We start from the raw sequence: 19518 nt of genomic DNA, 5'->3' as shown, positions 1-19518 counted from the left end.
GACGGAGCAGCAAAATCGTCTTCCATACAACGAGTCTTGCCCCATCACGCAATCAGTCGGGCAACTCGATGTAGTTTCGGTTCTCTCCCAAGCGAAAGCCGAGAATGCGGTTTTCTAAAAACGTTAACAGCCGAATCCGCAACGTGTCGTGGCGCATCTTTGCTTTGCCCGGCCGCACCTCCCAATTCATTGCCGCGATGCGCTCGCGCATCACTGCCGGGTGTGTCCCGGTAAACCGCGCCCTGCCGTGCAACCGCCCATAATCAAACGGCTGCTCGAGATCCGGAAAGTTTTTGTCTGCCTCTTCGCGCCCTCGGTGCAGGGTGAGAAAAGAGTGCGTCTTGCGGGTCATGCGCTGCGGGGGGCGCACCCAGCCGTAGTGAAAAATTCGTCCCCCGGAGTGTTTCACCTTGAGTTTCTTCCCGTTGCGGCGAAAGCCTTGCGCACTCTTCCAAGAGCGCACACCGATGCCGGTTCGCACGATGCGGATTTCTCGCCGATACCAACCGTGCGCAATCATGTAGTGGTCGTAGTCGCCGAAAAAATGCAGATAATCGAACAGCAAACCCTCCACCCGCGGGTCCTTCAGGTAACGCTCCATCGCGGCAACAATGGTGGGCAAATCGTCCTCGTGGACGACTTCGTCGGCTTGCAGATAAAAAGCCCAATCACCGGTACACGCATCGAGGGCGATGTTGGTTTGCTGCGCATTCGTGCGCCCTTGCACGAACAACGCTGGGTCCCAGACGGTTTTGATAATTTTGATCTTCGGGTCACCGATGCTACGGAGGAGCTCCGTGGTGCCGTCTGTGGAATCACCCGCCGCAACGATGAACTCGTCGCAAATCGGCAAGATGGAGCGGATCGATTCCACCATCGGGTAATACAAGTCGATGGCATTGCGCACGAAGGTAAAGCCACTAACACGCATGCGGCCACACGATCGGCACTTCGGAGTTGCGAGTCAATCCCTCGGGCGCCACGCACGCGTGCTTTTGGTGCGAACGGATCACCTCGGCGACATGTTGCTCACTCTACCCATGGCGCAAGTCTTGCGCGCAGCGCAGCCAGAGTGGCGCGTCAGTGTCCTCGCCTCGCCTGCCAACCGTGAAGCGGCAGAGCACCACCCCGACGTTAGCGAAGTGCTCGTCGACATTGAGGCGAAACATTCCGGCCTGCGACAACTCCGGGCGCTCGCGCGGGATTTGGCTGGGCGCTTCGATGCCGCAATTTTGGTGCATCCCACACCACGACTGGCACTTGCGTTGTGGCTTGCCCACATACCTCTGCGCATCGGAACTGCATATCGCGCCTATTCTTTCTTGCTGAACCGCAGAGTGCGCCAGCATCGCCGCGGACGGGCGATTCACGAGAGCTTGTTGAACCTCGAACTTCTCTCTGCAGTCGGGATTGCACCACCGCAGGCCGTGCCTCCGTTGCGCTGGCAGATGCGCGATCATGAGGTAGAACGTGTCGAAGCGCTGTTACGCCAGCACGGTCTCTCCGGCGAGTCGTGGGCCGTGATTCACCCGGGGAGTGCCGGCTCCGCTTTGAACTGGGACGCCTCTGCCTATGCCGCTTTCGGGCAGCGGATCGCGAAGGCCGGCCACCGCGTAGTGGTCACCGGGACGATGCGCGAGCAAGCCCTTGCCGCTCGCGTTTGCTCCGGCATCGGCAGCGCAGCCGTGAATCTTTGCGGGGCCCTGAGCTTGGGCGAGCTGGCGGTCGCGCTGCAACGCTGCAGTTTGTTCATCGGTGGTTCCACTGGGCCCACCCACTTAGCGGCGCTCCTCGGTGCGCCCACGGTGGCTTTGTACTCCCCGCTTCGGTCACAGCGCCCAGAGCGGTGGCAACCGCTCGGACCGCGCGTGCTCACGCTACTGCCCGACGTTGGCCAGCAGTGTCCGCGCTGTCTCGGAGCACGCTGCCCGTACTTCTTATGCATGACACAGCGACTTTCCGTCGACACCGTGTGGCAAGCTGCGCAACAACTGCTGCGCGCCAGTTGCAGTTGAGCTCGCCTGCCCGCTGCATCTCTGCGATCCACAACGCATTGCACAGGCCAGAGCCGCACAGGCACCGCACAGCTCGAGGTCGCGTCGTCGGCTCCCAGCGCATCCAATCCGCGCGCAACTTGCGCTGAGAAGCTGCTGGCGAACCTGCCGCTGAGACGGCACCTGCGGGAGAAGAGATGTGGCCCGATGGGCGCTCACACTTGAACACGGTGTGGCACCCCTCGGCGATCGCGGAGCTGAATTTCAACGCTTTTCTCACATTTTCAGCGTCGAGGGAGCGGGTCGAGAGGTCCGCACAGAATCAACCCATTGCTGATTTTCTCCTCCGGACAGTTAGCTCGGAGCCAGACCTATGATTCCGGGCAAGTCACGCTCGCTCGCAACCCTGCGGGGCTCTGCTGTCCCGATCAACCATGCTCCCCGGCAAAACCCTATTTCAACGGAGTCATCGTCGCCTCGGTTCTGCACTTGAAATAACCAAAACTCTCCTCCAAGCACTGCGCAAGCAGCCTGTCGAAGACAGCGGGCTTTTCAATAGACGGCAACGTTTCCGCAGGAAAAGCAGTAAGCATCGGCAACGCGCACGGATGGCGAGACATGACGAAACAAGAACCAAGAATCGGTGGCCTTGAAAAAGGCAACTCCTGGCTCTGGAAGTTTGCCCGGTGGCTATCCATCCGACGATTTGGAAAAGTCATCACACCGTTGAAAGTGGTTTACTCGCGAAAGCCCGCCCTGATTCCCATATCCGGGTTGATCGATTACGTCCGGGAAAAGAAGCTGCGACTCGATCAGGATTTGCGCTTTCTGGCGTTGGTGCGCGCGAGTCAAGTAAACCAATGCAGCTTTTGCCATGATCTGGTCACGGCACAAGCCATCCGTGCCAAGCTCGGAACTGAGAAATTCGCGCATCTACTGGATTGGCGAACAAGCCCTGCTTTTACGCACCGTGAAAAGGCCTTGCTGGCGGCTGTCGATGACCTTGTCGAACACACGATTTGTCCGACGGAGTCTTTCAGGAACTGCGGAAACAGTTTTCCGATGAGGAGGTGGTGGAGATCATTTGGCTGTGCGCCAGCGAAACCTATTTCAACATGATCGCCCACTCCCTGCGGATTGATTCAGATCAGTTGAGTCACATCGTCAACGTCGGAGGATAGCGACGAAGAACTCCGCGTTCGCCTGATCACGGCCGGCAACCCGGCCGTTTTCGTCGCTTCGCTACACCCCAACAAGGGACCCGTCTTCGTCAAAGCTTCCACGCGCAACATGAGGAAGCAAGGCGATGGCGCGGCCGTGCCTACTCACGAAGGCGCACACCCAATCGGCGGGTGGGTGGCGATGTTTACGATTAGGGACTTAGGCTGCCGACACAATCCAGCCCGGGGGCAGGGACCCGGCGGGAACATCCGGTGGCTTACGACCGATGTTGACGTTGTTTCGGCTGAAGAAACAGACGAGGACTTGACGGAGTTCGAGCCGCAAGAACATTCAGAGAGCTCCAGAGCGGATTTTGGGTATTATGCTCGACTTCGTGCACGCAACGAACTCCACCCGGAGGGCTGCCGTTATGGCCAACCCGCCTGTGGGCTTCGACGTCCGGCTTGCGCTGGCTGACACCTGACCAGTACACGTTAGGCTGATTCGCTGAGTCAGATCAGGAGGGCCCCGTGTACGAACATCATCGGCAGAGACTCCTAAGTCGGCGCGCTTTCGTAAAACGACTTGCGTGTCACGGCGGCTGGGCGTTGCTGCTGGTTTTGGGCTCGCTTACCCTCGGCACGCTGGGCTTCCATGTGCTGAGCAGCCAGCGCTGGGTTGACGCATTCCTCAACGGGGCGATGCTTCTTGGCGGCATGGGACCAGTCGGCGATCTAGGACCCGCGTTAGGGAAAATCTTTGCGGCGCTTTATGCGCTCTACGCAGGGCTGGTGTTTCTGATCGTCGCGGGGCTGTTTTCGCACCCGTGTTCCACCGCATCCTCCACAAGTTCCACATGGAGCCAGGGAAAGACGATCCAAATGCATAATGCGGCGTGGCACCGAATCGGGAGTCCTGCAACCACGTCGACCCGGCAACCGGCGACACGCGCGCGCTCCAGCCAGCGTTCGCGCAACCCACTGAACTTGCGCCAGCCGTGGGGCGGCGTCGCGTTGTACGAGCGCGTGTGGCAGAATTCCTGTCACGCTGTGAACGCGCATTGGCTCTTACAGGTGCGTTAGGGAGTTTGTAGGCGACCGTGGTTGTGAGCTTGAATCAGAAGCGACACAGATGCTGATCGAGGCCTGCCGGCAAGGTTGCTTTCGCCTCGGGGGCGAGGAGCGCGAGCCACTGTGGTTGCGCCTCCACTGGCTCATCGATCTCTGCCATCGGTAACTCCCTTTGCCGAACAGATCGCCGCTAGCCCACGGCCGAGCGCGAGACGCCCACGATGCGTGCCGAGCATCTTCGCCCGCACACCTCGAACTCGCCGCGGTGCGCTTCTGTGGCTTGTTAGGCCCACGCTAACGGCGGCCAATATCGCGCGATCTGTCGGCGCTAGCTCAGCAGCGAAGCGACGGAGGCAAACTTCGCGGAGTAACAGCCGCATGAAAGGGAAGACCTTGGCGCACTCCATTCTTGGAACTCGGAGAAAAGGCCGTCCGCTGAGCCCAACGAGGGAGGCCCCAGCGAGGCGGCGCTGTCGCGGCGAGCGAGACCGCACAGCCTGGCGAAGTACCTGTGAAGTCGCCCCGTTGGCCAGATCTCTTCGATCGCGATCACCTCTAGGTCGCGTAGATTTCACTGAAGCCGGTGCGCACCCGGGAAAATAATCGCCAACTACCCGCCCCGGAGGAACCAATGTGCTCTCTCAACCTCGGAGATGCCCCTCGCCAGGGAGGACTGTAACCCCCGTTTGTCCTTGGCCGAGTGGAAGTGCTCGCCCGCAATCTTCCCGTGCGCCCGAAGCGGGTCCTGGCCCTCGAACCGCTCCCGGCGACGACCGCAGGATTCGTCGGCGCTCGCCAGTGAGGGCATTCACTCGAATCTTCTTCCTCGTGTGCGGCCCCGGCTCCCAGGATGGCCTAAGCGACGGACATCAAACTGGGGTTATGCCGCGGAGCGGCAACTGCCCACGGTCGTTCGCTTCGTCAACGCTTCGCGGCACGGATCTTCGCCGCGCGCTGCTCGAGCGCCTCTGGCTCTGAACGACGTCCCGTGGCACGGTAAAGATCCGCAAGGTGCTCCAAGCCGGTCGCCACATCGGGATGATCCGGGCCAAGGGCCTTCTCTCTGATCACCAGCGAGCGCTCGTAGAGCGGCTCCGCCTTCGCGTAGTCCCCTTGCATCTGGTAGAGCAGCGCCAGGTTGTTCAGGCTGATCGCCACGTGGGGATGCTCCGGGCCCACGTTGGTTCGGCAACCTGAAGGGCCTGCTGAGCGACCTCCACCGCCCGCTCGTCATTCCCCGGCCGATACAGTTCCACAACCTGCTTGTTGAGCGCTTCCCACTCCGCACTTGCACCGCCAGCGTGTGCCAGCGGCGTAATGCCCCACAGAATGGTGAGAAACAAACTACTCAGCGTGACCAGCCGTGCTGCTGTCACAGTGATACCTCCTATTTGGCTTCACTCTTACCAGCGAGCAAAGCTGAACAGGCTCGATTCCGTGTAAAGGCGGCGACCCGTTCCTTTAAGGCCCCTTGGGTCAGAAAAGCCTTGTTTTTGAGCTCGCCAACCTCCGCAGGATGGCGCTCGCCGCGGAAAACGATGAATTCGTTGATCCACATCGCGTAGCCTCGTACCGTCTGGCCACTGTAATGACGAGTCACCAGCACTCGACGTAGTCGGTCGAGCCATTTCGACCTCGCGCCCGCGACTCGGTCGTCGCTCGACTGAACGCTCATCGTTTTGGATGATATGCGTGTATAGTCCAACCTTGCAGCGCGGAGATTGGCAGAAAACAACATCGCTGAAACCGCAACTACCCGGTCACATCCAACGCTGCCGCGGTGGGCCTGCCGGAAACCGCTACCGCGGCCACGTCGATTGCCTCGCCGCTCCAGTCACCCGCCTGCCGCAGCGACAAATCACCGCGCGTTCACTCGTGCGGCACCGCTCCACCGCCGCAGTGAGGAGACTTGCGGCCAGCGCCCCGGTTTTCAGCGGGCAGGGCTGGTGCGGTGCGCGCTGCACGTGGCAGCGCCGCTCGCGGCCCCCAATCCTGTCATTCAGCGCTTCCGCCGGTACCTACTTGCTGTCGGAACACCGAGGAGGGCCGCCCTTGTCAGCTGCATGCGGCAGATCCTGAAGATCCGCACGACGAGGCATGGCGCGGGAGATCTTGGACGAATTTCCTCATTGTATCTGCTTGCAAACCACAGGTGTTCCCCTCCCGTGTTCCCCACGGCACCACCTGCCCCGCACCCGGTGCTGCACTTTGCGCCGTTCGCAACGGGCGATCAATCGGATCGGACTCCTTTTTCGAACCGAGCGGTTTGCCCCAGCAGAGGGCGAGGAGCAAGCGGGGCGGTGCGAGTCGCGGCTTGTCATCCGAGCGCGTGTGGCCGCTGTGAGCCCGCTGTCGCTGCAGACCATGGCTCGGCCACGCCTCGCTGTATTCGTGCTTCATTCGTTGAATCCACGGAACTCCTCAGTTATGCCGGCGGCCATGCCGATTCCCCTGGCGCGCTTGCAAGTGCAGCACGAGCGCTTACGGGCGGAGCTTGTCGCTGCGTTTGCGCGCGTACTGGATTCTTCGCAGTTTGTGCTCGGACCCGAGGTCGAGGCCTTCGAGCGGGAGTTCGCTGCTTGGTGCGGGGTGCGTTACGCAGTCGGCGTGGCGAACGGCACCGACGCGCTCGTGCTCGGGTTGCGCGCGCTCGGGGTGCGCCCCGGGGATGCGGTCGCCGTACCTGCGATCACCTTCGCGGCAACGGCCGAGGCCGTGCGCTTGCTCGGCGCGCGGCCTGTCTTTGTGGATGTCGAGCCCGCTGGGCTTACGCTCGATGCGGCCTCGCTTCGTGCCGCGGCAGAAAGAGTACCGCTCAAGGCAGTCATTGCCGTGCACCTGTATGGGCAACCGGCACGAATGGAAGAAATTTTGGCCGTGGCAACCGACTTCGGACTCCGAGTTCTCGAAGATGCCGCACAAGCGCACGGCGCTGCCTTGCGCGCCCGCCCAGTGGGTACTTGGGGGCAGGCCGCAGCCTTTAGTTTCTACCCGACGAAAAACCTCGGCGCCCTTGGCGATGCGGGTGCGGTGGTAACCAACGACCCGGATATTGCCGAACGCGTGCGTCTTTGGCGTGACCACGGCCAGGTTGGCAAGTACGAACACGTCGACGTCGGGTGCAACTCACGCCTCGATGCGCTGCAAGCGGCTTGGCTCAGGGTAAAGTTGCCGCACCTGGCAACGTGGAATACGCAGCGCAGGGCACTCGCCAAACGCTACCGAAAACTGCTCGCCGCTGTTCCGGGGGTCCAACCGCTAGCCGAGTTCGCCGACTCCGTGCATGTTTACCACCAATTTGTCGTGCGCTGCCGCGATCGAGCACGGCTTGCTCACCACTTGCAGGAAGCTGGCATTGGCACCGCGATTCATTATCCAACTCCGTTACATCTCCTGCCCGCATTCGCAGCCTGGAGCGAGGGACCAGGCAGTTTGCCAGTAAGCGAACAGGCCTGTGAGGAAGTCCTGGCTTTGCCGCTTTACCCGGAAATGACGGAAGACGAGGTCGACCAGGTGTGCCGCACGATTGCCGAGGTGAGACGGTGAGTCCTGATCTCCGCCCCGAGCAAGTCCAGCGCCTGTTGCGAAAACTGCCCCAAGCCCGCGTGCTCGTGGTTGGCGACTTGATGCTCGACGAATTCCTCTGGGGCACGGTGGAGCGCATCTCCCCGGAAGCACCGGTTCCTGTCGTCCGTATCGAACGGGAGTCCACCCACCTCGGTGGCGCGGCCAACGTGGCGCACAACTTGCGCAGCTTGGGCGCCCGCGTGACGGTGTGCGGAGTGGTAGGAAGCGATCGTGCAGGCGATCGCATCCTGGCGGAACTCAAGAGCATCGGCGCGGATACCTCCGGCGTGATTCGCACCCGAGGCTTGGTGACTACCCGTAAAACCCGCGTGATCGCCCACCACCAACAGGTGGTTCGCTTCGATCGAGAGCAGGTCGAGCACCCTCCTGCCGCCACGAAACGCGTGATCGAATTCCTGCGCCGCCACAACCGCCGCTACGACGCGGTCCTCATATCCGATTACGCCAAGGGCACAGTGACTGCCGAACTCCTCTCGTGCCTGAGCGAGCTGCACCGCGCCACCGGCTGGCCTTTAGTCATCGACCCGAAGAAGCCGAATTTCGGCCGTTACTCCGGAGCCACGCTGATGACCCCCAATCAACACGAAGCCGCGGAAGCTTCCGGCATCGAGATTCGCGATGACGCCTCGCTGCGGTGCGCTGGCGAACGGCTGCTGGAGGCTTGGTCTTGCGAAGCTGTGCTCATCACCCGCGGAGAGGCCGGCATGAGCCTGTTTCGTGCGCAAGCGCCTCCGCAGCACTTTCCGACGCAGGCACGGGATGTGTACGACGTCACCGGCGCCGGGGACACGGTGGCAGCGGTTTGCACTCTCTCGCTCGCAGCAGGATTCCCCCTGGAGGTGGCGGTATCGCTCGCCAATGTCGCTGCCGGCATCGCGGTGGGCAAATTGGGCACCGCAACGGTCACGCCCGGCGAAATTCTCAATGCGGTCGCCCGCAATGGTGCCGGTCCCGGGCGCGGCAAACAACGGAGGTCCCGTGCGTAGCATGACAGGTTTCGGCACCGCCACGGTGAGGAGCGGACCGTGGAGTTGGACGGTGGAAGTGCGCTCGCTGAACCAGCGCGGCCTGGAAGTGCGCTTCAACATGCCGCGAGAACTCTATCCGCTGGAGGCCGAGCTCCGTGCCCTGGTGCAACACCACGCTGCGCGGGGCAAGGTTGACGTAAACGTTAGTCGCACGGGCCGCGGCGAGGCGGTCCTGCAGGTGGAAGCGAACGAGGCCTTGGCGCGAGCGTACGTCGCATCGTGGCGCCGACTGCAACAGACGCTCGAGTTAGCCGGCGAGCTACGGATTGAGCTACTTACCAACCGTGCCGAGTTATTCACGGTCAAGGAAAGCAAGGTTCCCCCGCAAGAAGAGCAGCGCCGCGTGCGCCAAGCTTTGCAGGCTGCCCTCCGCGCTTGGAACAAAGAGCGAGAGCGCGAGGGCAAGGCCTTAGCGGCTGACCTCAGCCGCCGTTTCGCTGCCCTCGAGCAGTATCGCCGAGAGATTGCCAAGCGGGTGAAGCGCATCCTCCCGCAGCTCGTTGCCCGCCTGCGCGAACGTGTGCGGGAACTGCTGCGCGGTCGCGACATCGACGAGCAGCGCCTGCTCCAAGAGGCAGTGCTCATTGCGGAACGCAGCGACGTCACCGAGGAGCTGGTCCGCCTCGCTACCCATTTGAAGGCAGCTCGTGCCCTCCTCAAACAAGCGGGCCCAGTTGGCAAGCGGCTCGAATTTCTCCTCCAAGAGTTACAGCGCGAGTTCAATACGATTGCGGCAAAGAGCGCCGATCCCGAGGTCACCGCCTTGACGGTCGACGCGCGCAGCGAGCTCGAAAAAATTCGCGAACAAGTGCAAAACCTCGAGTGAACGTCTGGGCGCTCTTGCCCCTCCCTAGGGCCGAGCCTTACCTTAAAGGGCGTTGACCATGCTGATCACCATTTCAGGCACTCCGGGTAGCGGAAAAACCACCGTCGCGCGCCTGCTCAGCGCACGGCTTGGGCTGCCACACGTGTATGCTGGCGACCTGTACCGGCGCGAAGCTGAGCGGCGCGGCCTGACGCTCGAGCAGTTCAACCAGCTCTGCGCGGTGGACCATTCGATCGACCGCCAGCTCGACGAGCTCATGATCAGCCATTTGCGGCAGGGTAACGCCATCGTCGAGGGCCGCTTGGTGGCGTTTTTCGCCCGGCAGTTGGGCATCCCAAGCTTCAAGGTTTACCTAACCGCGAGCCCCGAGGTGCGCGCCCAGCGAGTGCAAGCCCGTGAGGGCGGAGATGCGGAAGAAAAACTCCGCGCCAACGAAGCCCGCCAACGCGCCGACCGGGAGCGCTACCGGAAAATCTACGGCTTCGACCTCGACGACACCTCCCTCTACGACCTGGTGTACTGCACGGACCACGCTGCGCCGGAGGACATTGCCGAGGTGATCGCCAGCGCGGCGCGGATTCGGTTCCGCCACAATGGAGGCAAGCCAGTCGCCGAATGAAGCTGGAGAATCTCATCGAAACCGTACGCAGCTACGACCCCGCGGCTGACGTGAACCTCATTGCCCGGGCTTACGAGTTCTCCGAGCGCGTGCACCGCGGTCAAAAGCGCGCTTCCGGCGAGCCGTATTTCACGCATCCCGTGGAGGTGGCCAAAATCATCGCCGAGCTCCACCTCGATGCCGCCAGCGTGGCCACCGCGCTCCTGCACGACACGGTGGAAGACACGCTCACCACGCTCGACGAAATCGGGCGCCAGTTCGGTCCGGAAGTGGCCACGCTCGTCGATGGCGTGACGAAAATTAGCCAGATCTCCTTTACCAGCCGCGAGGAGAAACAAGCGGAGAACTTCCGCAAAATGCTCCTGGCGATGGCACGGGATATCCGCGTGATCCTCATCAAACTCGCGGATCGTACCCACAACATGCGCACCCTGGATGCCTTGAGCCCCGAGCGGCAAATCGAGATTGCCCAGGAGACTCTCGACATCTACGCACCGCTCGCGCACCGGCTGGGAATCTACTGGATGAAAAGCGAGCTCGAAGACCAGGCACTGCGCTACTTGCAGCCCGAGGTTTACTACCAACTCAAGCGGGCCGTGGCCAAACGTAAGGAGGAGCGCGAGCGCTACATTGCCGAGGTCATCGCCATTCTCCGCCGCAAGCTGGAAGAAGCCGGAATCGAAGCCGAGGTTACCGGAAGGCCCAAACACTTCTATTCGATTTACCAGAAGATGCAGGCGCAAAACCTGCACTACGACCAAATTTACGACCTCATCGCCTTCCGGATCATCGTGGGCACGGTGCGCGAGTGTTACGAAGCGCTCGGGGTCATCCACGCCAACTGGAAGCCGGTGCCGGGGCGGTTCAAGGACTACATCGCGCTCCCTAAAGGTAACATGTACCAGTCGTTACACACCACGGTGATTGGTCCGTACGGGGAGCGGATGGAGGTGCAAATCCGCACCCACGAAATGCACCGCGTGGCCGAAATGGGCATTGCCGCGCACTGGAAATACAAGGGCGGCAAACACGTGGACGGGCAAGACGCCGAGCGCTTTACCTGGCTGCGGCAGCTCTTGGAGTGGCTGCAAAATCCATCGGAGCCCCAGGAGTTTCTGCGCCTGGTCAAAGAGGACCTGTTTAGCGACGAGGTCGTGGTGTTTACGCCCAAGGGCGACTGCTTGTCCTTCCCCGAAGGCTCCACGGTCATCGATTTTGCCTACCGCATTCACTCCGAAGTGGGGAACCACTGCGCCGGGGCGCGCGTGAACGGTCGCCTCGTGCCCCTACGCTACTGCCTGCGCAACGGCGACACGGTGGAAATTATTACGACCTCGAACCAAACGCCGAGCAGCGACTGGCTGAACTTCGTCAAGACGGCGCGCGCCCGGCAAAAGATTCGCAACTGGATCAAGCAGCAACAACGAGAGCGCAGTGTGGCCATTGGGCGCGAGCTCTTGCAACGTGATTGTGCGCGGTATCACCTCGACTACGCCAAGCTGCGGAAGCAGCCGGACTTTCCCGCGGTCCTGCAAGCCTTTGGCGTGCGCGACGAAGAGTCTTTGTTCGCGGCAATTGGTTACGGTCGCCTCACCCCCCGTCAGGTCCTCGCGAAGTTGGTTCCTGCAGAGCAGTTGCAAGAAGGTGCTCAAGAAACCGGCTGGCGGCGGCTCTTCAAGCGGATGCGCCGCACTGAACCGCCGAGCGTGGTTGTCGGTGGGATCGACGATGTGCTGGTGCGCTTTGCCCGCTGCTGCAGCCCCGTGCCGGGAGAGCGGATCATTGGCTTTCTCACGCGCGGCCGAGGGGTCACCGTGCACAGCATCGACTGCCCGCGGGTGTTGGAAAGCGATCCGCAGCGCCGCGTGGATGTGACTTGGCGGAGCGATGCAGAAGCGAAGCAGTTGGTTCGGCTCGAAGTGGTCTGCGTGAACCAGCCGGGCTTGCTTTCCGCCGTGTCGGGGGCAATCAGCGCGGTGGGCGTGAACATCAACCGAGCCACCGTGCGGGAGCTCCCGGATCAGAAGGCGCTCAACGTGTTCGAAGTCACGGTGCAACACATCGATCAGCTGCAGCGCCTGCTGCGCAATGTCGCCAAGGTTCGCGGCGTAGTGAAAGTGGCTAGGGCGCGCTCGTGAGCGCACGACAGGAGGCTTTCCCCGTGGAATCGAAACAACATGAAGCCGTGGCAACATCGCTCGCTCCGGCGGCGATTGGGCCGTATTCGCAAGCGATCGTGGCCGGAGATTGGATTTTCCTTTCCGGGCAAATTGGCCTCGACCCCAAAACCGGCGAGCTCGTCGCTGGCGGCACGGCAGCGGAGGCCCGACAAGCTCTGGCCAATCTTGCCGCCGTGTTGCGCGCTGCCGGAGGCGAGCTCTCCACGGTGGTTCGGACCACTTTGTATCTGGTCGACTTGGCCGATTTTGCCACAGTGAATGAAATTTACAGCAGCGTGTTCTCGCCCCCTTTCCCAGCACGCGTCACTGTTGGCGTTGCCAGTCTGCCCCGCGGCGCCCGCATCGAAGTCGAAGCCGTGGCCTACCGGCGACCCCCCGGCTAACGCCCGGAGTGGGCTCGCCTCACGGCGAGCCTGCCGCCAGCTCGATGTACCAAGCGAGCAGCGCTTCTCCCCAATAGAGCGCCACGATTGCGCCGAGCGCGAGGAAGGGTCCAAACGGAATCGGCACCCCGGCTTGGGATCGGCGAAGCAAGATCCGACCGCCGCCGACCACGGCACCCGTTAAGGATCCCACGAGCAGGGTCACCAACACCCCTCGCCAACCGAGGAAAGCGCCGATCATGGCAAGGAGCTTGATGTCACCACCTCCCATGCCCTCTTGGCGCCGCGCCCACTCATAAAACGCAGCCACCGCCCACAAAAGACCGCCACCCAGCAAAACGCCCAACACCCGATCCACCAAACTCGGACCCCAACCGAACAAGGCGAGCCCCAAGCCAACCACAATGCCGGGCAAACTGATCACGTCGGGAATGATGAGGTGGTCCAAGTCGATAAACGTGACCACCACCAGAGCTGCCGAAAACATACAGGCTACTGCGGCCCACGGTGTGGCACCGAACATGACCACATTGGCGAGGAACAGGAGACCCGTGAGCCCCTCCACCAGCGGGTAGCGCCACGAAATCGGCTCTTGGCAGTAGCGGCATCGCCCGCGGAGAAGGAGAAAACTCAACAACGGGATGTTGTCCCACGGAGGGATGGAAGCTCCGCACTTCGGGCAGGCCGAAGGGGGATGCACGATCGACTTTCCTTGCGGCAGCCGCACAATGCACACGTTGAGGAAGCTACCCACCGCGGCGCCCACGACAAACGCGAACGCAAGGAACCAGGCTTCCGTCATTTCCCTGCTTCCGCGTTGCCGGTTTCCCCTGCGGGGCGAAGAACCGGATCGGCTGCCTCCAACCGTGCCAGCAACTCTTGCGCACGGGAAAACTGCGGATCGCGCTGCAGTGCAGCCTGCGCCGCGGCGTGCGCCTGCTGCCAATCGCCCCGCTGGATCCAAGCGAGCGCCAATAAGTAGTGCGCCGGCGCCGCCCACGGGTGCCGTTCGACCGCGCGGCCGCGAGCAGTCACATCGTCACGAAACACTGCCGCGTAGGCATGACTCTGCCACGCCAGCGCAGTACACCACAGTGCGAGCGCGGTCCCCAAAGCCCACCGTTTCCCACCTTCGCGCAATCGTGCACACGCGAGCAGCGCGCCCACCCACAAAGAAAACGCGATCATGGGGAGGTACAGGTAACGGTCAGCACGCAGCACCGCGATAGGCACGATGTTCGACACCGGCAGCAGGCAAAGCCCGATCCAAGCGAGGGTAAATGCAGTGCGGCGCATCCGCTGCCGCATCCTCCACACACTAAGTGCCAAAACCAGCAACCCGAGCAACGACACGTAATTGAGCGGCGAACCGATTTGCGAGCGCTGGTAGTAGTACGCTGGCGCCAGGCCCGCCGGCGCGAACAGCGCCACCAGATACTCCCACCACACTTGGCCCACCACCAGGGCACTCACCCACACACTCTCCCCATGCGGAGCTTGAACCACCACGCCCATCTTTGCGTAGGCGCTGAGAAGCGCCGTTGCCGCAGCGAGTACGAAGTAGCCCCACTTGCTGCGCCACTCGCAGCGCTCCGTGCGCAACCAGTCGTACAGGAAAAGCAGGAGGGGAAATGGAACCACGCTCGACTTCGACAAGCATGCCGCGGCAAAGGCAACGAGCCCCGCGCCGTTCCACACGCTGCTTCCGCCGGCTTTGTACCGGCCGTAGGCCAACAGCGCTAGCAGGAGAAAGAACGCCGCTAAGAGCGTTTTCCGCTGGGCAACGATGGCCACGGCCTCTACCTGCACGGGGTGCACGGCAAACACGACACCCGCCAGCACGCCGGCAACGGCACTGTCCAACGTGCGGCTCACCCAGCGCTGGACGAGGACCGCGTTCAGCACGTGAAACAACAAGTTGGTGGCGTGATATCCGAGGGGATCGAGGCCCCAAAGCTGGTACTCCAAAAGAAACGACACCATGGGCAACGGCACGTAGTCGTACAGGTAAAAGCGGTCGAAGCACATCCACAGGCGTTGCCACGTCCAGGGACCAATGGTCTCCACTTCGGTGACAAAGCCCGGATCGTCGAAGGCGACGTAGAGAAAACCGTTGCCCAGCACTGGGGAGAGAGCACCAGCCCCGGCCAAAACGACCAGGAGGGCACCAAGCCACTGTACCCGCGCGGGCGCGCTCTGGGCGGAATCGGTCACACGAATTCTCGGCGGCGGAACAACACCAAGCTGGCAGCCAACAAAACGGCCACGTAACAGAGGGCGTACGCAACCGCCCAAGCGTACAAAGAGGCCGGCAGCGTTTGGCCAGCAATCAGGCGGTCGGCCACGTACAACTGATCGAGTTGCGGCAAAACGCGTTGCAGCACGGCGGCCACGGCGCGCAACGCCGCAGGGAACTCGTCGCCCCTGAAGTGCGCGAGCCACGACGCGGATCGCCCGGCGATAAATGCGGCCACAGTAAACAAGCCCGCGAGGGCTGGCGTCACCACCACGGTGCTGAAAAACACCGCCACGGCCGCGAGGATGGCGATTTCGGCGAGCATCATGAGAATGGCGGGGACGAGGTTCCAGTCCGGTGCACCTTCCAGCGCTCCCAGCACCACAAACACCGCAAACGCCATCCCCGTAACCATCGCCAGCAAGGTGGCCATCAACCCGAGGTACTTGCCCAACAAGAACTCACCGCGGCTTACGGGTTTGGACAGCACGTTGTAAATCGTCCGTCGTTGCAGCTCGTTGTGCACCATCGTCACGCCGAGCACCACCGTGGCGGCGACACCGAACAGCGACAAGCCGGTTAGAGCAAAGTCCTTGACGAACTTAATGCTGTCGCCCAGCGAAACGGCCCCAAATGCGCTTGCGATGCCAATCAACAAGGCGGCAAAGAACATCACCGAGTACAGCACCTTGTTCCGGATCGACTCACGGGCAGTGTTGACGGCAATCGCGAAAACTCGGCTCATCGCCCTGCCTCCTCCTTCGGCTGAGAAAGTCCCTGCAAGTAATCGCGCAGCGCGCGGTCGTTCGGCTGCAAGCGCAAGGCAATGTTCAGCGCTTCCTTGCCCTGCTCCAGCTTACCGCCGCCAATCCAGGCAAGACCCAGCCCCTTCCACAAATTCGGCTGCGCAGCTTGCAGCCGCAAACCACTGCGGCAAGCGTCTTCCGCCTCCTGCCAGCGACCCTGCGCAACAAACAGCCGGCACAAATTGTTCAACGCCCCCGCGTGCTGAGGCTCCAGCTCCAACGTTTTCTTGTACCAAAATTCTGCCTCCGGCAGACGGCCCAAACGGTCGGCCACCTCGCCGCTGCCAAAGGCAATCCCTTTGTCGAAGGGATACAACACCCACGCCTTCCCGTACACCTCCAAAGCTTCGGCGAACTTCCCAGCATCGCGCAGCGCGACGGCGTGATTTTTCAGTGCCTTCGAACTGCGAGGGGCGTCTTGCGCGGTACGGGCAAACAGGGTGGCCTGATCCCGCCAATCGAAATTCCGCACGTACGTCCGGCCAGCGTATGCCACCACCGGGAACGCCACCACGAGCAGAGCCACGAACGGGCGTACAAAACGGCTGATGTACACCAGCACCGCGGCCAGCCACCAACACCAGGCAACGGAGGGGAAGTACGCCAGCCGCTCTCCGCGCACCGTGCCAATGGGGAACAAGAGGTTCGAGGTGACCGCAAACGCCACCCACGGAAACAAGAGCACGAAGCCGGTAGGCCCCGGCGCGCGGATCCCCCACGCCACAGTGCCAACAAGGAGCGCCAATCCCGCAATGGTGCCGAAATTCAGCAGCGAGCTTACGGGTACAATTTGCGGGTACGAGTAATCTGCACTCAGCACCAGCGGGAAGACAAACTGCGACCAATAGTCCCACTGAATGGCCAAAGCCGTACCCATGCGCTGCCAAGCTGGCACCGAGGCGAGAATGTTATCGATCGGATCTGGCGCTTCCACTCCTGGTTCCGAAGAGAGGGCGAGCGCACGCAGCAGGAACACAGCTCCTGCACAGGCAGCGAAGGCCAGCCAGTCGAGTTTGCGCAACTCGGCTCCCAGGCCAGCCCACCAACGTTCGTGTCGCAGCGCCACTCGCAGCAGGAGCAACAAGGGTAAAGCAGTGATCGCACTTTCCTTACACAAGAGGGCGGCGGTAAAGCTCACCAACGCCAGTGCCATCCACAAGCGTTGCCCCCGTGGCTGCCGCTGCTCGTCGGCGCGCACGGCCGAGAGCATTGCCGCCAGCGAGAACAGCGCGGCGAGCAACTCGGCGCGGCCAACCAGCCCGGTGACCGCTTCGGTGTGAATCGGGTGCACCGCAAACAACAATGCTGCCACCACTGGCAACGCGGGTTGGCGCGGAAACAGCCGAAAGCCCAACAACGCGACCGACAACGTCACCCCCGCGTGCACGAGCAGGTTCACCAGATGAAACCACCACGCTTCCCAGCCGAACCAAGCGTGATCGAGGGCGAAGGTGCCGATCGTGAGCGGGCGGTACAAATTTCCCGGGAATAGCGGAACGGCGAGGATTTTGAACCAATCGAGTTCACCTCTCAGTGCTGGGTTTCCGCGTATTTGGATCCAGTCATCGAACACAAAGCCAGCCTGGAGCGCGTTGAGGTACGGCACGATCGCTGCGCCCACCAGGAGAGCCCAAATCCGGGGCCCAACTGGTACGCGGGCGCGGGCTTGCGATACCGTTGCAACGGCCGGGCTCAGGCGAATGGTTTCAATCATGAACAGACCCAGGAGGCATATATCGGAGGAAACGTTCCTCGAGCGACCAGCGCACCGGCGCAACGGATTGAATTCGCGCGGTGGTTTGCAGCAACTCGCGCAACGCCCCTTGCAAGTGCTCGGTTCCAGAAAGAATCAGTGTGGCCCGCTCCGGGCTGCCCTCGGTTTGCCAACCAGTGCGCTGCCACTGCTGCCACAGCGCAGGTGGCACGCCCGTCACTATGACGCGATAGCCCAATTCCGCTTGGGCGGCGCCGTTGAGCTCGACGATCTCTTGCAACCGCCCGCGCGCCAAAATGGCCACGCGGTGGCAGAGCATTTCCGCATCGCTCAGCACATGAGAAGAAAAGAGAACTGTTGTGCCCTCCGCGCCCAATTGCGCAATCAGATCGCGCATCGAACGGCGGCCCACCGGATCGAGGCCCGACATCGGCTCGTCGAGAATGGCGAGTTTCGGCCGGTGCAAAATGGCCTGGGCGACGGCCACGCGCTGCAGGTTTCCCTTCGACAACGTGCGCAGCCGGGCATCTAACTTCGGACCCAAGCCAAACCGCTCCACAAGCTCGTCAATCCGCGATTTGCGCTCCGCGCGCGACAAGCCGTAGAGGTGCGCGTAAAAGTCCAAGGTCTCCCGCACCGTCAAGTAGTCGTAAAAGTAGGGCTGCTCCGGCGCAAAACCGACCATACGGCGAGCGGCAAGCCCGGTCTCGACACGCCCGAACCAGAGAATCTGACCTCGCGTGGGGCGAAGCAAACCGGTGAGCATTTTGAAGGTTGTGGTCTTCCCCGCTCCATTGTGGCCGATCAAACCGAAAACCTCCCCTTCTTCCACGGCAAAGGAGAGATCCTCCACGGCCAGCATGCGTCGGTACGTCCACGGGTGATAAAAGTGCTTCGAAAGGCCGATGAGCTCCAGTACCGTCTTCATGGCTGGCCCTCGTCACTCCGCTTGCCCTTCAGGATCGCCTCGCGAATTTTGCTGCTGCCAAGCTTTTTCGGCGTGCGCCCAGTAGTCGCGCGCACGGTCCCGGTTTGGGGATCGATCACGAAGCCACCGCCAAACGGGTCGGCGGGAACGCGAGAAAGAATCCCGGCAGTTTCGAGCGTGCTAAGGTTTGGCGGTGGGACTCCAAAGCGGTCCCGATAGATTCGCACCGCTTGCTCGATCTCCGCCCAGGCACGCGCAAATGCGAGTTCGCGGAGTTGTTCTTCAATCGTCTCCCGCACCTCTGGTACCGTGGTTGTCCGGAGAGCCGCTTGCAGAAACTCCATGGCGGCCTCCGGCCCGCGGTGGGCGGCGTCGATCACAGCTAAAAGCCCCGCCAAAAAGCCCGGGGCATCCGGCAAAGCCAGTGCGGCACGGAGCTCGCGGCTTGCCGCCTCGAGATCGTCGCGGAAAAAGTAATACGAAAAGCCGAGCATATACCGGAGCTCCCAGGAGTGCGGCAGGTTGCGCACGCCCTTCTCGAGCAGCGCGATTCCGGCATCAACCTCGTTCGCTTCCCACGGCAGGATAACGCCACCGAAGCGGTAGACGTGCACGGCCGCAGGATCCAAGTCGGTCACGCGCTCGCACATTTCCGCAAGCCAAGGGTAGATACGGTCGCCACGGTAATGCCGTCCAAAGTAATCGATGGTGCGAAACCAGAGAACGTCAGCCAAGGCGTGCCGATAGCCAAGCGAGACAACCTGCAGGAATTTCCCCGGCGGAGCGTAAATGAGCTCGGGAGGATCGCCTAACTCCGCCCGGGTGCGGGCCAGTTGAGTTTGAGTAAAAACCGTTGTCCAAACCATTCCCGCAGCGACGCCAATCCCCGCGAGGCCGACCAGCCAACGACGGAGGCGACCCACATGGCCGTTGGCCAGTCTTGCCGAAGCCATCCAGACCGCTTTTGAAGTGGAGAGTTCCATGG

General features: G+C 62.1%; 19 protein-coding genes. 9 read left to right on the top strand and 10 right to left on the bottom strand.

Annotation, left to right across the window (positions count from 1 at the left end; genetic code table 11):
* Nucleotides 1-52: 52 nt before the first annotated feature.
* Nucleotides 53-931 (bottom strand): glycosyltransferase, encoded by an 879-nt coding sequence (locus tag N3C12_06645; GenBank protein MCX8072111.1) that lies wholly within the window; start codon nucleotides 929-931, stop codon nucleotides 53-55.
* Between N3C12_06645 and N3C12_06640 the strand changes: the two genes are divergently transcribed.
* The 3 genes from N3C12_06640 (at nucleotide 930) to N3C12_06630 (ending at nucleotide 4237) form a co-directional block, all read left to right on the top strand.
* Nucleotides 930-2015: a glycosyltransferase family 9 protein gene (locus N3C12_06640; protein ID MCX8072110.1), complete on the top strand. Its 1086-nt coding sequence runs from the start codon at nucleotides 930-932 to the stop codon at nucleotides 2013-2015. The two genes, N3C12_06645 and N3C12_06640, sit on opposite strands and share 2 nt — an antisense overlap.
* 597 nt (nucleotides 2016-2612) lie before the next feature.
* A complete protein-coding gene (locus N3C12_06635) occupies nucleotides 2613-3113 on the top strand; it encodes a carboxymuconolactone decarboxylase family protein (GenBank protein ID MCX8072109.1) in 501 nt (166 codons plus the stop codon).
* 572 nt (nucleotides 3114-3685) lie between these two features.
* The gene (locus tag N3C12_06630) at nucleotides 3686-4237 is read left to right on the top strand and encodes a hypothetical protein (protein MCX8072108.1); all 552 of its coding nucleotides are present in this window, start codon (nucleotides 3686-3688) and stop codon (nucleotides 4235-4237) included.
* Between the two features lie 909 nt (nucleotides 4238-5146).
* Here the strand turns inward: N3C12_06630 and N3C12_06625 are convergent.
* Genes N3C12_06625 through N3C12_06615 form a run of 3 tightly spaced genes read right to left on the bottom strand, consistent with a single transcriptional unit; the run spans nucleotide 5147 to nucleotide 5900 of the window.
* Entirely contained in the window at nucleotides 5147-5383 is a 237-nt protein-coding gene (locus tag N3C12_06625; GenBank protein MCX8072107.1) for a tetratricopeptide repeat protein, read from the bottom strand.
* Nucleotides 5368-5601, bottom strand: coding sequence for a hypothetical protein (locus N3C12_06620; protein MCX8072106.1), 234 nt, complete (start codon nucleotides 5599-5601; stop codon nucleotides 5368-5370). Before N3C12_06620 ends, N3C12_06625 begins: the two co-directional genes overlap by 16 nt.
* Before the next feature lie 11 nt (nucleotides 5602-5612).
* Nucleotides 5613-5900 (bottom strand): phage integrase N-terminal SAM-like domain-containing protein, encoded by a 288-nt coding sequence (locus tag N3C12_06615; GenBank protein MCX8072105.1) that lies wholly within the window; start codon nucleotides 5898-5900, stop codon nucleotides 5613-5615.
* Nucleotides 5901-6652: 752 nt separating this feature from the next.
* Here N3C12_06615 and N3C12_06610 point away from each other — a divergent pair.
* The 6 genes from N3C12_06610 to N3C12_06585 are packed head-to-tail and all read left to right on the top strand — an operon-like array spanning nucleotide 6653 to nucleotide 12849.
* Nucleotides 6653-7771, top strand: a complete 1119-nt coding sequence (locus N3C12_06610; GenBank protein ID MCX8072104.1) for a DegT/DnrJ/EryC1/StrS family aminotransferase — start codon at nucleotides 6653-6655, stop codon at nucleotides 7769-7771.
* Entirely contained in the window at nucleotides 7768-8799 is a 1032-nt protein-coding gene (gene rfaE1, locus N3C12_06605) for a D-glycero-beta-D-manno-heptose-7-phosphate kinase (GenBank protein MCX8072103.1), read from the top strand. Before N3C12_06610 ends, rfaE1 begins: the two co-directional genes overlap by 4 nt.
* Nucleotide 8800: 1 nt before the next feature.
* Nucleotides 8801-9667 (top strand): YicC family protein, encoded by an 867-nt coding sequence (locus tag N3C12_06600; protein MCX8072102.1) that lies wholly within the window; start codon nucleotides 8801-8803, stop codon nucleotides 9665-9667.
* A gap of 58 nt (nucleotides 9668-9725) precedes the next feature.
* On the top strand, nucleotides 9726-10286 hold the full coding sequence (locus tag N3C12_06595; GenBank protein ID MCX8072101.1) for a cytidylate kinase family protein: 561 nt from the start codon (nucleotides 9726-9728) through the stop codon (nucleotides 10284-10286).
* Nucleotides 10283-12424 carry a bifunctional (p)ppGpp synthetase/guanosine-3',5'-bis(diphosphate) 3'-pyrophosphohydrolase gene (locus tag N3C12_06590; GenBank protein ID MCX8072100.1) on the top strand — a complete coding sequence of 714 codons (2142 nt, stop codon included), beginning with the start codon at nucleotides 10283-10285 and terminating at the stop codon, nucleotides 12422-12424. Before N3C12_06595 ends, N3C12_06590 begins: the two co-directional genes overlap by 4 nt.
* A gap of 23 nt (nucleotides 12425-12447) precedes the next feature.
* Nucleotides 12448-12849, top strand: coding sequence for a RidA family protein (locus N3C12_06585; protein MCX8072099.1), 402 nt, complete (start codon nucleotides 12448-12450; stop codon nucleotides 12847-12849).
* Nucleotides 12850-12868: 19 nt separating this feature from the next.
* On the opposite strand, the gene N3C12_06580 is transcribed toward N3C12_06585, so the two are convergent.
* The 6 genes from N3C12_06580 to N3C12_06555 are packed head-to-tail and all read right to left on the bottom strand — an operon-like array spanning nucleotide 12869 to nucleotide 19486.
* Nucleotides 12869-13651 (bottom strand): prepilin peptidase, encoded by a 783-nt coding sequence (locus tag N3C12_06580; protein MCX8072098.1) that lies wholly within the window; start codon nucleotides 13649-13651, stop codon nucleotides 12869-12871.
* Nucleotides 13648-15063: a hypothetical protein gene (locus N3C12_06575; GenBank protein MCX8072097.1), complete on the bottom strand. Its 1416-nt coding sequence runs from the start codon at nucleotides 15061-15063 to the stop codon at nucleotides 13648-13650. Before N3C12_06575 ends, N3C12_06580 begins: the two co-directional genes overlap by 4 nt.
* On the bottom strand, nucleotides 15060-15830 hold the full coding sequence (locus N3C12_06570) for an ABC transporter permease (protein MCX8072096.1): 771 nt from the start codon (nucleotides 15828-15830) through the stop codon (nucleotides 15060-15062). Before N3C12_06570 ends, N3C12_06575 begins: the two co-directional genes overlap by 4 nt.
* Complete coding sequence (locus N3C12_06565; GenBank protein ID MCX8072095.1) at nucleotides 15827-17605, bottom strand: hypothetical protein; 1779 nt, start codon at nucleotides 17603-17605, stop codon at nucleotides 15827-15829. Before N3C12_06565 ends, N3C12_06570 begins: the two co-directional genes overlap by 4 nt.
* Nucleotides 17598-18533 (bottom strand): ABC transporter ATP-binding protein, encoded by a 936-nt coding sequence (locus N3C12_06560; GenBank protein ID MCX8072094.1) that lies wholly within the window; start codon nucleotides 18531-18533, stop codon nucleotides 17598-17600. Before N3C12_06560 ends, N3C12_06565 begins: the two co-directional genes overlap by 8 nt.
* A complete protein-coding gene (locus N3C12_06555) occupies nucleotides 18530-19486 on the bottom strand; it encodes a hypothetical protein (protein MCX8072093.1) in 957 nt (318 codons plus the stop codon). Before N3C12_06555 ends, N3C12_06560 begins: the two co-directional genes overlap by 4 nt.
* Nucleotides 19487-19518 lie beyond the last annotated feature (32 nt).

The organism is Candidatus Binatia bacterium (genome assembly GCA_026415395.1).
Taxonomy (GTDB): Bacteria; Desulfobacterota; Binatia; order HRBIN30; family HRBIN30; genus HRBIN30.
Note: the sequence above shows the minus strand (reverse complement) of the source record. Positions and strands in the feature narration are given on the sequence as shown.

What these genes read in the sequence shown, in the direction of transcription:
- N3C12_06570 (MCX8072096.1), bottom strand. Translation starts at nt 15,830, where the DNA reads ATGAGCCGAGTTTTCGCGATTGCCGTCAACACTGCCCGTGAGTCGATC.
- N3C12_06580 (MCX8072098.1), bottom strand. Translation starts at nt 13,651, where the DNA reads ATGACGGAAGCCTGGTTCCTTGCGTTCGCGTTTGTCGTGGGCGCCGCG.
- N3C12_06565 (MCX8072095.1), bottom strand. Translation starts at nt 17,605, where the DNA reads ATGATTGAAACCATTCGCCTGAGCCCGGCCGTTGCAACGGTATCGCAA.
- N3C12_06590 (MCX8072100.1), top strand. Translation starts at nt 10,283, where the DNA reads ATGAAGCTGGAGAATCTCATCGAAACCGTACGCAGCTACGACCCCGCG.
- N3C12_06560 (MCX8072094.1), bottom strand. Translation starts at nt 18,533, where the DNA reads ATGAAGACGGTACTGGAGCTCATCGGCCTTTCGAAGCACTTTTATCAC.
- N3C12_06640 (MCX8072110.1), top strand. Translation starts at nt 930, where the DNA reads ATGCGGCCACACGATCGGCACTTCGGAGTTGCGAGTCAATCCCTCGGG.
- N3C12_06600 (MCX8072102.1), top strand. Translation starts at nt 8,801, where the DNA reads ATGACAGGTTTCGGCACCGCCACGGTGAGGAGCGGACCGTGGAGTTGG.
- N3C12_06610 (MCX8072104.1), top strand. Translation starts at nt 6,653, where the DNA reads ATGCCGGCGGCCATGCCGATTCCCCTGGCGCGCTTGCAAGTGCAGCAC.
- N3C12_06595 (MCX8072101.1), top strand. Translation starts at nt 9,726, where the DNA reads ATGCTGATCACCATTTCAGGCACTCCGGGTAGCGGAAAAACCACCGTC.
- N3C12_06635 (MCX8072109.1), top strand. Translation starts at nt 2,613, where the DNA reads ATGACGAAACAAGAACCAAGAATCGGTGGCCTTGAAAAAGGCAACTCC.
- N3C12_06555 (MCX8072093.1), bottom strand. Translation starts at nt 19,486, where the DNA reads ATGGCTTCGGCAAGACTGGCCAACGGCCATGTGGGTCGCCTCCGTCGT.
- N3C12_06645 (MCX8072111.1), bottom strand. Translation starts at nt 931, where the DNA reads ATGCGTGTTAGTGGCTTTACCTTCGTGCGCAATGCCATCGACTTGTAT.
- N3C12_06615 (MCX8072105.1), bottom strand. Translation starts at nt 5,900, where the DNA reads ATGAGCGTTCAGTCGAGCGACGACCGAGTCGCGGGCGCGAGGTCGAAA.